General features: G+C 56.1%; 9 protein-coding genes and 1 pseudogene. 6 read left to right on the top strand and 4 right to left on the bottom strand.

Annotated features, from left to right (window positions below):
- Positions 1-47: 47 nt before the first annotated feature.
- Complete coding sequence (locus tag P406_RS30460; protein ID WP_370737618.1) at positions 48-845, bottom strand: methyl-accepting chemotaxis protein; 798 nt, start codon at positions 843-845, stop codon at positions 48-50.
- A 111-nt stretch (positions 846-956) separates the two neighbouring features.
- Positions 957-2,219, bottom strand: a pseudogene (locus tag P406_RS30455) (cache domain-containing protein); the annotation flags it as partial.
- Between the two features lie 561 nt (positions 2,220-2,780).
- Here P406_RS30455 and P406_RS26015 point away from each other — a divergent pair.
- Positions 2,781-3,440 (top strand): BON domain-containing protein, encoded by a 660-nt coding sequence (locus P406_RS26015; RefSeq protein WP_046237770.1) that lies wholly within the window; start codon positions 2,781-2,783, stop codon positions 3,438-3,440.
- A 13-nt stretch (positions 3,441-3,453) separates the two neighbouring features.
- Here P406_RS26015 and P406_RS26010 read toward each other — a convergent pair whose 3' ends face one another.
- Positions 3,454-5,667 carry a response regulator gene (locus P406_RS26010; RefSeq protein ID WP_082100968.1) on the bottom strand — a complete coding sequence of 738 codons (2,214 nt, stop codon included), beginning with the start codon at positions 5,665-5,667 and terminating at the stop codon, positions 3,454-3,456.
- A gap of 288 nt (positions 5,668-5,955) precedes the next feature.
- On the opposite strand from P406_RS26010, the gene P406_RS26005 reads away from it, so the two are divergent.
- The 5 genes from P406_RS26005 to adhP all read left to right on the top strand — a co-directional run bounded on the left by P406_RS26005 (position 5,956) and on the right by adhP (position 11,445).
- A complete protein-coding gene (locus P406_RS26005; RefSeq protein ID WP_046237768.1) occupies positions 5,956-7,338 on the top strand; it encodes an NAD-dependent succinate-semialdehyde dehydrogenase in 1,383 nt (460 codons plus the stop codon).
- A 66-nt stretch (positions 7,339-7,404) separates the two neighbouring features.
- Positions 7,405-8,553, top strand: a complete 1,149-nt coding sequence (locus P406_RS26000; RefSeq protein ID WP_046237767.1) for an NAD(P) transhydrogenase subunit alpha — start codon at positions 7,405-7,407, stop codon at positions 8,551-8,553.
- On the top strand, positions 8,550-8,891 hold the full coding sequence (locus P406_RS25995) for an NAD(P) transhydrogenase subunit alpha part 2 (RefSeq protein ID WP_229699191.1): 342 nt from the start codon (positions 8,550-8,552) through the stop codon (positions 8,889-8,891). Before P406_RS26000 ends, P406_RS25995 begins: the two co-directional genes overlap by 4 nt.
- Before the next feature lie 3 nt (positions 8,892-8,894).
- On the top strand, positions 8,895-10,337 hold the full coding sequence (locus P406_RS25990) for an NAD(P)(+) transhydrogenase (Re/Si-specific) subunit beta (RefSeq protein WP_229699192.1): 1,443 nt from the start codon (positions 8,895-8,897) through the stop codon (positions 10,335-10,337).
- A gap of 73 nt (positions 10,338-10,410) precedes the next feature.
- The gene (gene adhP / locus P406_RS25985) at positions 10,411-11,445 is read left to right on the top strand and encodes an alcohol dehydrogenase AdhP (RefSeq protein ID WP_046237766.1); all 1,035 of its coding nucleotides are present in this window, start codon (positions 10,411-10,413) and stop codon (positions 11,443-11,445) included.
- Positions 11,446-11,659: 214 nt separating this feature from the next.
- Here the strand turns inward: adhP and P406_RS25980 are convergent, their stop codons facing one another.
- On the bottom strand, positions 11,660-13,054 hold the full coding sequence (locus P406_RS25980) for a PepSY-associated TM helix domain-containing protein (protein ID WP_046237765.1): 1,395 nt from the start codon (positions 13,052-13,054) through the stop codon (positions 11,660-11,662).
- Positions 13,055-13,236: the final 182 nt, after the last annotated feature.

Here is a 13,236-nt window from a genome sequence, read left to right as displayed (position 1 = left end):
CAACGCTTATCAGGCGGCGACCGATCGTGCACAGTGAGTGAATCCGTTCACAGTAGAGGTGTCTTTTTTACCTTAAAGCGGCTCAACTCACGCTGCATGAGAGACGCCCTCACCGACAGGTCTTTTGCGGAAGCTGCACAGTCTCGGGAATTGGACTGATTTTGTTGCGTCACTTCATCAATCTGTTCAAGCCCGAGGCTGGCCTGCTGCAGGCCAGAAGCCTGCTCACTGGATGCCTGATAGATCAGAGAAACCAGGCTTGAGACTGCACTGGTTCCACTCACGATATTTTTCAGTGATTCGGCCGTTCTGCCGGCAATGATCATCCCGCGCTGCGTTTTGGTAGATGAGTCGGCAATCAGTGTTGCTGTCTGCTTGGCTGCCTCCGCGCTGCGTGCCGCCAGAGAGCGTACCTCGTCAGCCACCACTGCAAAACCACGCCCAAGCTCCCCTGCTCTCGCCGCTTCTATCGCCGCGTTCAGCGCCAGAAGGTTGGTCTGTGCTGCAATATTGTCGATGGTGGTGATTATCGCGGTGATGTCTTTACCTGAATTGTCAATTTCCGTCATCGCTGAAATAAGCTCAGTCATCAGCTTGTCGCTTTCTCCGGCGTCAGCTCGTGAAGCCTGCGATTGTTCATCGGCTTTTTTGGCGTTGACCGCGTTGTCCGACGTTTGAGCGGCCATTTGCGTCATGACCGCACTGATCTCGGTGATCGAGGATGCAGAGTTTGCTGCGCCGTCCGACAGCGACTGACTCAGATCCGTGACCTGCTCGGAACTGCCGGTAATCTGAGTGGCGCTGACCTGTACCTCGGATATCAGGTTGTTCAGATTGCTGACCATTTTTTCCAGTGATTTTCCGAGCGTATCGTTGGGTGATGACAGCCTGACATCCAGGTCTAGATCGCCCTCGGAAATTCGTTCGGCGACCTTGACCTGACGCTGCAAGCTGTCAGACATATCGTTTAGCGCAAATGATAATTGCCCGACTTCGTCCTCGGATCGCTGAACCAGACGTCTGGAAAAATCGCCAAGGCTGATATTCGCGGCCAGTGCGGCAGCCTCCCTTATCGGACCTACAATTTTAGCTGCAGCAAACCATAGCGCCGTCAGAGCCAACAGCAAGATGGTCAAGCCTACCGAAACTTGCCAGATACTATTATTCAAACTGCGCGCTTGTAATTCGTGCTCCAGCGTAATGGCCTGGCTCATCACCACCGCTTTTGGCAGGCGGATAAAAATAGCCCATGGCTTGCCCGTGCGTCCAAGCGGGATGGGCATAAGTACTTCAAAGTTTTGGGTGTTCTGATTGAGTAAGCTTTTGCCGCGGCCACCCTGGATGTCACTCAAGACCTTTTCCCAGGAATCAGCAAACAAGGTTTTCATCGGTTGGCCTATAAGCTCTGCACGCTGACTGTCAGCGACCACAAGGCCTTGGTTACTCAGAATGGTCACCGAACCTTTTCCTCCGTAAAGTTCGGCTGACATTTGTTCACTCAGTTTTTGAATGAAGGCAATGTCGAAATCAGCGCCTACGACGCCGTAAAACTTTCCGTTGGCTACTACGGGGACCGACAACGTTGTCAGCCAGACGTTGCTCCCTTGTACAACATAAGGAATCGGGTCCAGTACGCTTTCTTTCAGCGTCGACTTCGGCCCCTGGTACCACCCTCCTTTGGGAACACCGTTAGGATGGCTGTCTGCTGAGTCGTACTCAACCAAAGGCTGCACCGCAATACGACCATCGGGGCTACGGGTCCAGTAAGGCGTAAAACGCCCTGTCAAAGGATTGCTACCGTCCTGAGTGTCTCTGGATATCAGATCCTTTCCATCCAGCGCGTCCTGCTCCCAGCATGAGTAAGTGCCGTTGAATTCTGGATTGTCTTTCAAAACACCAAGCAGAACACTATTGATCTGCTCACGCCCCAGCGTCAACGGGCTCTGCAAAGCTTTGCTTGCAGCAAACGTGCTGGCCATTGTCCGAGCGGCATCAAGTGCACTTTGTAACTTGGCCTGAATGGCGTTTGCTCGTGATTCGGCCAGGTTCTGAATTTCGCGAACAGTGGAGTGTTCGATGAGCACCGCCACCTCGTCAGAGACATACTGCTCATTGGTTCGAGACGTGAATAACCCATAGGCAACCAAGCTGGCAGATGAAATGAACAGGCATAAGCCTGCCGTTATACAAATGCGTGCCTGCAGTGATTTTAGCTTCATAGTCTTGACTGCTCGCTGTTTCCGCTATCGCAGGTACGAGGGCGGTCTATCGTTTAGCCGATATGCCAACTTCGAAACGTAATGGAGGGGACGCCCAAACAAGAGACGCTATGGGCTGTTCGACAAGCAACGTGCAAACCTGCAACGATCGTTCGCTCTGTTTATGTTTGCTGGAATAGGAGGGCTGAGGTGTATACCCTATTGCTTTTTTGATAGATCTTGTTTCCTGAATTGTGTGCCTTTTTTAAAGGCTTCATTTGACCTGGATCAATCTTCCTCCTGAAAAGACCGACGGGCAAAAAGCATCCAGTGTGAACTTGACCACCCGGACGCATGGACAAAACTGGTGTGATGTTCAAACAGTATTTGAATGGGTGGATGCATCGTTCTCACGCTGGCGAACGTTTGGTTTATATCAGGCGCATCACAAATAACATCGTCATTACTGCGCCTGGGACGCGACCACCGCATGAGTACTTTCCGATCCTGCTGAAAAGTTCTGCAACGCGATAGTATCCGGCAGATCGGCCACATTGCCTTGAAGCCACTGGAGCGTTGCAGATGACTACGGATGAAGAGTTGTACCAGCAGGTCATGGCAGAACTGGACTGGGATCTGGCCCTGGAGGCAAAGCGCATCAAGGTGCATGTACGCGATGGAACAGTAACGCTCTCTGGCGAGGTAAGCAGTCATGCCGAAAAATGGCACGCGGAGGAAGCGGTCTCCCAGGTATCAAGGGTGGCGGCGCTTATGAATAATATTGAAGTGGTTGTCTCCTCGGATCATGTGCGTACCGATAGCGATATTGCCTCGGCAGCGGTCAATGCGCTGGAATGGAATACCTCACTCGCCAATCATAAAATCAGCGTCAATGTGTCAGATGGCTGGCTGGTGCTCAGTGGCGAGGTAGCGTCTGACCACCAGCGACAAACGGCAGGTTATGCCGTGCGATACCTGCAGGGTGTCCGAGGAATCAACAACGATATCACCATAGGTACTCATACCTACCCTGATACGATCAAGGCGGATATCGAGTCGGCATTCAGGCGCAGGGCCAGTATTGATGCTCATGGTATCGAGGTGCTGGTCAACAACGGTGAAGTCACCCTGACCGGGGCCGTAGCGTCACTTCCCGAGCTGGAGATGGCACGCTCGACTGCATTGCGTACTGCCGGGGTACAGAAGGTTGTCTCTCACCTGATCGTCTCATCGCAACGATAACAGTCGCCGCATGTCACCGAGCCAATGCGCTTGCCTCCAAGGCAAGGCGAGCCAGCTCGGGGATGGATTTTGCCTCCGTTCGCGACATGATTGATGCCCTGTGCTTTTCAACGGTCCGCTGACTGATGCCCAGGTTGACGGCTATATTCTTGCTGGGCTGGCCTGCCAATACCATTGCCATGATCTGACGCTGACGCACGGTAAGATGAGCGATATGGTCGATGGCAGATTTGCGATTGGCTCGCAGGACTTCAGTCTTTTTATACGTCAGCAAGGCTTTGGCCACGCTGTTGAGAAAGTCCTGACGGCGGAACGGTTTTTCAATAAAGTCGCAGATTCCGACGCTCATGGCATCGACGACCGATGAAATTCGGCTATGGTTGCTGATCATGATGATTGGCAGTTCGTCATCCTCACCCCTCAATTTTCTGACCAGTTCGATTCCGCTCATACCAGACATATGAGCGTCCACAATCAGACAGGCCTGGCGCCCCGGGGAATAGCCGGCAAGGAATTCCTCACAGCTGCAATAGTCCTGAACTTCATACCTGTTGGCTTCCAGCGACTCCCGCAACGTAGCCTTCAGCAGCTCATCATCGTTTACCAGAAATATGATTGGAGGGAGCTCTGACTTTACGGATAAGTCGGCCTCCTCTTGAATCGCTGTTTTCAATAATGCGCGGATGATAAAGGACAGCATGTTCAATCCCACGGGTTTTCGAAGCAACGTACAGTTTTCTGCCCAAATCAGCTGACAAACCGATTCCTGGGTGTCCGTGCTCAATATGATCGCGGGTATCGTTCTATTGAACTGCTGACGCATTACCCTGACGAGCTGTACACCGTCCAATTGCTCATCCAGTGTATAAGCCGTCAGAATCAGGTCCGGCTGGACGCCCGAGTGAGCGATGCACTCCAGAGCACTGCAAGCGCTGCCGACAGCAACGATCTGATACCCAAGATGGCCAAGGGCACCACTCAGCAATTCACGCAAGTGCTCATCAGGCTCAACGATCAAAAGCCTGCCGCCTGAAACGTGTATTTTTGTGGGGGAAGAAACCCTGTCGTCGGCCGCACAACGGTGTGAGCGGGACAGCGGCACGCTGATAGAGATAAATGTGCCTTTTTCAGGCTGCGTCTTGACCCGCAGCTGAATCCCGGGAATATACAGACTCCACCTGCCCTGAACGCGGTTCGCCGAGTCATCCGGATACGGGCTTGCCAGGATACGCACTGCATCAGTACGACTCCCCTGCCCCGTATATCTCAGCTCGATGTCCACCCACCCGGAACGCCTTCTACACCCCAACGACAGTCGCTCACTACTGATGTGCCTGACGGCATTGGAAATTATGCGTTCCAGTATTCTTGCCAGACCCTCCGGATAACTTCTGACCCACAGTGTACTGGCGACTATTCGCGTCCGGATTTTCCGCGCAGAAGCCAGGGGCTCTAGAACGTTGGCCAACGTGTCAAAGATCTCTTGAATCGGAAAATCCAGTGCATCCGGGATAGGTAGGCTTTTCTCATCGGCATTCGCGTCCCATTGCGCCTCAAGACGACCAAAGAAAATCTCCATATCTTCAACCAGTTGCTCCACCAGAACGGGAACCGGATCGTCCTGTCCGCAACTCGTCGCCGCAAGCTGACCGGCAATGACCGCAACCGCCTGCGCAGACTGGCGAAGCCTCTGATCAGCGCGGTTCCAGCTCGCTGCGCGCGCAACGTGCTGCCGAGATGCCTGCTCGTAAGCACTGGCAAGTGCGTTGCTCAAGCGACGCTCTTCAGTCGTTTCCGTGAACACCAGCACCACTGCATTCTTTCCACTTTGCCAAGGTGGACAGGGAGTAATGACACACTCGAAACAGCAGCCGTTGCTTGATGCGATCAGCGTCCGGCAGGGTAATCCGCTGGTTAGCGTGTCTTGAACTTCGGACAACAGGTGAATGGTCGTATCTCTGGAACAAAGATCAGCCAACGGGCGGCCTGTATCGCAGGGCAGCATATTGAACAGACGCGTAATTGCCGGAGTGAAAAAGACTATGTTCAGGTCACTGTCGAGAAAAAGAACGGGCGCCGCTATTCGGTAAAGTACGTCGTCTATCGAACGCTGGTTGAAATCCTTGCGTTGATGCAGTGCCGTCGACTCGAGACTCGTACCTGGGCAAGCGCTCGACGGGACCTCCAGCGAGGTTGATCCTTCGGGGATGGATCGGTTTACTCGCATGCTGAATATTCCTGACGAGACCTGCTGCGGATTGACGCTGTTGCTGATACTACGCCGTTTACCTGCCCATACGTTGCGTAGTTGATATTCACCATCAGCCGGCCCTCTCGGCAGGACTCGTGTGCCCTGCCAAGCCTATAGCCGCCCCACAAGCAAGGTGGCCATGGGTAGTTTCCGACTCTGGCAGCGCGCCAGGGACGGGTACAAGGTAATGAGGTCAGCGCAAGGCACTACAGGTGCTCAAACCCGTAGCTTGCAGGCGCCCTCTCCTCACTCAAGGCACACGTTATGGCCTACACGACGATCAACCCGTACAACGGCAAATTGCTCGAACAGTTCGAGACGCTGAGCGATCAGCAGCTTGAGCAAAAGCTCAAAACCGCTGCGCAGTGCTACCTGTTCTGGAAAAATCAGACGTATGCGCAGCGTGCCTCGATAATTGCCAAGGCAAGTGAGTTGATGCATGAACAATTCGACATGCTGGCTCGCAAAGCCACGCTGGAGATGGGCAAGCGTCTGAACGAGGCCAGAGGCGAGGTAAAATTCAGCGCTGCCATTCTGGCGTACTACGCCAGTAACGCCGAACGGTTTCTGGCGCCGGAAGCTCTTCACCCGTTGCAAGGTGAGGCGCACATGGAAAGCAGCCCTATCGGCGTGATTTTCGGGGTTGAGCCCTGGAATTTCCCGTTCTATCAACTGGCTCGTGTTGCGGGCCCGCACCTGATGGCTGGAAACGTGCTGGTGGTCAAACACGCTGGTTGCGTTCCTCAATGCGCGATTGCTTTCGAGCAGATTCTTCTTGATGCAGGCGCTCCGCCGGGGCTTTACACCAATCTGCTGATTTCCCACGAGCAGTCCAACAGCGTGGTCGATGATCCGCGGATCAAGGGCGTCGCATTGACCGGCAGCGTCAGCGCCGGGCGTAGTCTGGCTTCACGGGCCGGGCAGAATCTGAAACCTTCCTCCATGGAATTGGGGGGCAGCGATGCATTCATCGTTCTGGAAGATGCCGACCTGGAGCTCGCGATCAAATGGGCGATCTGGGGACGAATGTATAACTGTGGGCAGACCTGCTGCGCCGCAAAGCGCTTCATCGTGGTGGACGAACTGGCCGATGCGTTTCTCGAAGGGTTTCAAGCAGGGCTGGCCCTGTTGAAGGCCGGGGACCCCATGGATGAGAAAACGACCCTGGGCCCGCTGTCTTCGGAAGAGGCGCTACTGCAATTGATCGAGCAGGTGCAGACGGCCATCGCCCATGGCGCCAAAGTGCTTCTGGGGGGAGCCCGAATTAATCGCCCCGGAGCCTTCATGGCACCGACCATCCTGACCGAAATCTCCCCTGACAACCCTGCCTACCGAGACGAGTTCTTCGGGCCTGTCGCGATGTTTTTCAGAGTGCCGGATGAAGAAGCGGCCATTGCCCTGGCCAATGATTCCGACTTTGGTCTGGGTGGCTCGGTATTTACCCGGGATCTCGCCAGAGGCCGTCGTGTCGCCAGCCGTATCGAGACCGGAATGATGTTCATCAACAATATCAGCTGGAGCGATGCAGAACTGCCCTTCGGAGGTATCAAGGACTCGGGATACGGTCGCGAGCTTGGCGACATGGGGATTCAGCAATTCGTGAACAAGAAACTCGTACGTTACGTGGACGCTCAGGCACCCGCCTGATGCCCGCATCCAGAGATATTCCAGATGCCCGGCAATCGTCGGGCATTGACCTCAAGGGAGCGCACGATGTACGTCAATGTTGCTGTGATGAAAGAGACTCACCCGCACGAGCGACGTGTGGCCTTGGTACCGACCCTCTGTGCAAAGCTGCAGGCACTTGGCGCCCGACTGCACATGCAGAAGGGAGCTGGCGATGCCAGCTTTCTACCGGACACGGCCTATCAGGACGTATCTTTTCTGTCTGGAGCAGGACTGGTCCACGAAGCCGACGTCGTTCTGGCGGTTCAAGCGCCCTCCCTGGATATCGTGGACAAAATGAAGCCCGGCTCGGTCCTCTTGTGCTTTGCCCATGCGCAGAAAAACCCTGCGCTGGTACAGCGATTACTGGAGCGTCGGATTACCTGTTTTGCCATGGAGCGTGTACCACGCATCACTCGTGCCCAGTCAATGGATGCCCTTTCTAGCCAGTCTGCCTTGTCAGGTTACTTCGCAGTGCAACTTGGCTCGGCTCATATGACGCGTATCCTGCCGAAAATCACCACTGCGGCAGGTATCGTGGGGCCGGCACGCGTACTGATACTTGGCCTGGGGGTCGCCGGCCTTGAAGCAATTGCCACTGCGCATCGCCTGGGCGCTATCGTGGAAGGTTATGACGTTAGGCCGGAAACCGAGGAACAGGCCAGGTCGCTCGGCGCAAGCTTCATCAATGTCGCCATTGATGCTCGTGGCAAAGGCGGTTACGCACGGGAGCTGAGTGCAACCGAAAAAGCCGAAGTTACCCGCATCCTGACCGAGCATATTCAGAATGCAGACCTGGTCATTACCACCGCAGCCATACCGGACCGCCCCTCTCCGCGCCTGATCAGCAGCGAGCAACTGTCAGGTATGAAGCCGGGAGCCGTGGTCGTCGACCTGGGGGCCGAAGGTGGCGGGAATTGCGAGGGCTGCGTGCCCGGGAAGATCATCATGATCGGTCAGGTCACCTTGATCGCACCGCTTAACCTGCCCTCTTCATTGAGCCAGGACGCCAGCACGCTGTATGCGAAAAACCAGTTCAACCTGTTGGCCCTGATGCTGAAGGACAACGTCATCAGCATCGACTGGGACGATCAGGTTCTGGCGCAAACGGTTTTGACCCATGCAGGCAAACTCATGCATCCGCCTGAGAAAGTCGCTGCAGATCTGAACGCTGCACCCAAGGAGCAAGCCTCTTGAGCATCGTCGGCTTCGTTGGACTTTACATTTTCATGCTCGCCGCATTTACCGGCTGGGTGATCATCGGTCGGGTACCCGCCATTCTGCATACGCCTCTGATGTCGGGCTCCAACTTTGTTCATGGCATCGTCGTGGTCGGCGGTCTTATCGGATTGCTCGATGCGGCGACAGTTGCCGAGCAGGTCGCTGGTTTCGTCGCGGTATTGCTCGGTGCAGCTAATGCGGCGGGAGGATATGCCGTCACCGGTCGAATGCTGGCAATGTTCCAGACAAGCGCACCCGAGGTCAAACGGCGCAAAACCCATCACTCCGCTACTAGAAAGCCTGCAAAGGCCTGAGGCATGAGCATGCTTATCATCACGTCGCAATGGCTTACAGGTATCGTGTATTTGCTTGCTGCTTTTTTGCTCATCTATGGGCTATGGCGTATGTCTTCACCGGTGACTGCGGCGGGAGGTATCCATGTTGCCGGTTGGGGCATGATGGCCGCTGTAGTGGTGAGCTTTCTGTATGCCTTTTCGGTGAGCGAAGCCGCTCGCCCCGCCCTACCCGTCAATATCAGTCTGGCACTTCTGGCATTACTGCTGGGTGGCGGTGCGGCGTGGTGGAGCGGACGCAAGGCTGCGATGACCTCCATGCCGCAAATGGTCGCGATCTACAACGGTGTGGGGGGTGGTTCAGCGGCCTCTATCGCAGCCATGGAACTGCTGGGCAATCATGTACACGATCTCACTGCAATGAGCGGCACGTTGCTGGGCGCGTTGATCGGCTCGGTTTCGTTATCGGGCTCCCTGATCGCCTGGGCAAAGCTGGATGGGCGCATCAACAAACCTCTGCGTATGAAGGGGCTGCAACTGATCAATGCGTTACTGATGCTTGTAACGCTGACCGTGGGAGGCTGGCTGGTATTCGTTATGCGAGAAACCGGTGCTGCCCCAGGCGACGCTCTATGGTTGATCGGTCTGTTCTTCGCCTGCGCGCTGCTGTTCGGGATTTTGATGACCCTGCCTATCGGTGGCGCGGACATGCCAGTGGTCATCTCCATCTACAACGCGTTCACCGGCCTGGCCGTCGGTCTCGAAGGGTTTGTCCTGCAGGTTCCAGCGATGATGATTGCCGGGATGCTGGTGGGGGCTGCCGGTATTTTGCTCACGCTGCTGATGGCCAAGGCCATGAACCGTACAGTGGCGCATGTCCTCTTTGCCCGCTTTGGTGATCAACCCATCAAAAAAGGCGCTGCAATCAAAGGCGAGCTCAAACCGTCAGTTCCAGGTGATGCAGGTGTGGCCATGCGTTACGCCAACAAAATCATCATCGTTCCGGGCTACGGCCTGGCAGTCGCCCAAGGGCAGCAAAAGCTCTACGAGTTCGTGAAATTGCTGCAGGCGGCTGGCGTACTGGTGCGCTTCGCCGTGCACCCGGTTGCCGGGCGAATGCCTGGCCAAATGGATGTATTGCTGGCAGAAGCGGGTGTCCCCTACGACCTGATTTTCCAGCTGGACGATATCAATGCCGACTTTCCCGACACCGATGTAGTGCTGGTAATCGGCGCCAACGATGTGGTCAACCCTGCTGCACGCAGTGACAAGTCCTCTCCCATCTACGGCATGCCTATCCTTGATGTCGACAAGGCTCATCACGTGTATGTGGTGAAGCGCGGTGAAGGCAAGGGTTATGCCGGCATCCAGAACGCACTGTTTTATGCAGACAACTGCAACATGGTGTACGGCGACGCACAGGCCGTATTGGTAAAAATGATCGAAGCGGTCAGAGGATTGAATTGAACGTAACCGCGTGAAGGTTTTGTCGATCCGGCGTTTGTCGGATCGAAAAGCACTGCTCAATAGAGGGAACGTGATGAAAAATACAATGCTGGCAGCGGTTGTCGAGACTTTTGGAGCACCACTGGTTATCAAGCAAGTGGACATACCTGCTCCAGGACCGGGCATGATTCTGGTCAAGGTTGAAGCCTGCGGCGTATGCCACACAGACCTGCATGCAGCCAAGGGAGACTGGCCCTTGAAGCCGGGTTTGCCCTTCACGCCGGGGCACGAAGGTATCGGAACTGTCGTGGCGTTGGGCGCCGGAGTAACCGCTGTGCAAATGGGCGAACGGGTGGGCGTGCCATGGCTCTATTCGGCATGCGGCCACTGCGAGTATTGCCTTCAGGCCTGGGAAACCGTTTGCGCGAAAGCGCAGTTCGGTGGCTATACACGCAACGGAGGATTTGCCGAGTACATACTCGCTGATCCGGAGTATGTGGCGCATATACCTGCCGGGCTCGAGGCGTGTGAAGCTGCCCCCATTATCTGTGCCGGTGTCACAACCTATAAAGGCATCAAGGAAGCCGAGGTTCGTCCGGGACAATGGATCGTCATTTCTGGTGTCGGCGGTCTGGGCCATCTTGCCGTGCAGTACGCCAAGGCCATGGGGCTGCGTGTTTGTGCGGTCGACATTGACGAGCAAAAGCTGGCTCACGCCACTGCACTGGGCGCTGATGCGGTCGTGAATGCCAAGGGCGATGATCCGGTGTCGGCAGTCATTACGGCCACAGACGGCGGTGCTCATGGTGTGCTGATCACGGCACCCTCGCTGGGCGCGTTCAAGCAGGGTGTCGCGATGACCAGAAAGCTCGGCACCTGCGTTCTGGTTGGTCTGCCACCAGGTGACTTTCCTATGGCCTTGTTCGACGTGGTTGCCAATTGCATCACCGTGCGCGGATCATTCGTGGGCAACCGTCAGGACATGTCCGAAGCTCTGGCCTTTGCCGCCGAAGGCAAGGTCAAGGCGGATATCGAACGCCAGCCGCTGTCTGCCATCAATGATGTATTCAGCAGACTGGAGAACGGAGATGTGCCCTCCAGAGTGGTGATTGATTTCAGCCTGAACTGATCGGCCGCCTGAAGGCTTGTGTTCATGTACGCAATATCGCTGACAGGGCAAGTGTCTGACCTTCCCGCCTTGAAACGACCGGGCACTCGGTCGATGTAAAAACGGATATCCCGGTTTGAGCGGGAATGCATAATGCTGACAGATGCTGGGTTTCAGGCACCTGTTCTCTTGCTCCGAACAGGTGCCTGTGAAGCATCACCCACGTACCTTAGGGTTACACCTTGCCCTCGACCAAGGGTCTTGCGGCTCGCCGGTAGCCCAGTAGCGCGTCCAGGATGATAAAGCCCAGCAGACTCACGCCCAGTACGGGCAGCGCAAAGCCAGTCAGCAGTGCACCCAGGATCAACGCCCATTGCGCGCCCGGATTCAACGAGCGCCAGAGACTCAAGAGCGTTGCCTGCTGATTGCGTGGTTGAGAAAGCATTGGACGGCGTCGCCACCACATCACATAACCCATGACGACCATGGCCGCCAGGCCACTGGCGAACACCACCAGCACCAATTGATTGGCCAGACCGAACAACACACCCATGTGCGCATCAATGCCCCAGCGGGTGAGCTTGGCGGGCAGCGAATAGTCTGCAAACTTGACATGATCCACCACGTCCAGTGTTTGCGGGTTGATCGACACGGCATCTACTTGCGTCGGCCAACTGCGATCTATCTCGCTGACTACCCAGGCCTTGTCATTGCTTGCGGATGGCCTGATTTCAACCTTGGCAGCATCGATATGTTCGGCGCGCGCTTTGGCCAGAACACTGTCGAACAAGGCAGGGTCCAGCTCGGACGCCTGTGTCGTCGGCGCCATGTGCATATGATGCTCGGCGTGCTCGTCCATGGGCATAGACATGGGCATCGCCGCCGACTTGCCCAGTGCGGTGGCCACACTGGGCGTTGACCAGCCGTAGTAGGCACGCAGTACGCCAATGTTATCGCCGGCGTACTGTGACCACGTCAAACCGGTGGCCGAGAAGAACAGCAGTCCCAGCAGCAGCCATACGCCGGTAGTAGCATGCCAGCGGCGCACGTTGCCGCGTTCACGACTTTGCCGACGACGGCGAACCGCCCACAGCACCAGACCTCCGAGCGCAGCCACCCACAGCCATGAAGCTGCCAGCTCGCTGTAGATCCTGCCGACATCGCCCAGCAGAAGGCCTCGATGAAACTGATCGATCCAGGTACGTAGCGGTAATATGCCACTGGTACCGTAGACCTTCATGTCGCCGCGAATTTCGCCACTCACCGGGTCCACGAACAGCGCCCGATGCTCTGACGGGCCAAAGTCCGGATCGCTGAACATGACCCGAGTGGTATCCCCTTCCCGGGGTGCCGGGCGCACTGCGGCAACGCTCAGGCCTGGACCTGCCGATGCCTGCGCGCGCTGGATCTGCGCCTGCAAGCTCATGGCAGGGCCACGGCTGTCTGTGTGCAGCGCATGCGCATAGAGCGAATCTTCGATCTGCGGGGTCAGTGCATAGACGACGCCACTCAAGGCCGCGACCAGCATGAACGGACCGACGAATACGCCGATGTAAAAATGAAGCCTTTTCAGAAAGGCGAAAAATGCTCCGGAAGGCCGTGGCTCCGGGCTTGAAAACGATGCAGACATAGGGACTCACCAACGTATGAACGCGCCCCGCCGGAATGACCTTCCGGCAGGCTGTAAAGGCAATATCGGTTGTTCGTGCGAGTAGTACTCACACGTCCACGATGGGCACTAGGCTCTATACGAAAAGTCGGCGAGCGAAGGTCAGGCAAGGCAAAAACAGACGAGGAACGGCCGGGGTCGCG

It is taken from the genome of Pseudomonas syringae pv. coryli str. NCPPB 4273 (assembly GCF_000972175.1).
GTDB classification, from domain to species: domain Bacteria; phylum Pseudomonadota; class Gammaproteobacteria; order Pseudomonadales; family Pseudomonadaceae; genus Aquipseudomonas; species Aquipseudomonas syringae.
Note: the sequence above shows the minus strand (reverse complement) of the source record. Positions and strands in the feature narration are given on the sequence as shown.

Coding starts and splice junctions, on each gene's coding strand:
- P406_RS25990 (WP_229699192.1), top strand. CDS start 8,895: ATGAGCATGCTTATCATCACGTCGCAATGGCTTACAGGTATCGTGTAT.
- adhP (WP_046237766.1), top strand. CDS start 10,411: ATGAAAAATACAATGCTGGCAGCGGTTGTCGAGACTTTTGGAGCACCA.
- P406_RS26015 (WP_046237770.1), top strand. CDS start 2,781: ATGACTACGGATGAAGAGTTGTACCAGCAGGTCATGGCAGAACTGGAC.
- P406_RS30460 (WP_370737618.1), bottom strand. CDS start 845: ATGGTCAGCAATCTGAACAACCTGATATCCGAGGTACAGGTCAGCGCC.
- P406_RS25980 (WP_046237765.1), bottom strand. CDS start 13,054: ATGTCTGCATCGTTTTCAAGCCCGGAGCCACGGCCTTCCGGAGCATTT.
- P406_RS26005 (WP_046237768.1), top strand. CDS start 5,956: ATGGCCTACACGACGATCAACCCGTACAACGGCAAATTGCTCGAACAG.
- P406_RS26010 (WP_082100968.1), bottom strand. CDS start 5,667: ATGCGAGTAAACCGATCCATCCCCGAAGGATCAACCTCGCTGGAGGTC.
- P406_RS26000 (WP_046237767.1), top strand. CDS start 7,405: ATGTACGTCAATGTTGCTGTGATGAAAGAGACTCACCCGCACGAGCGA.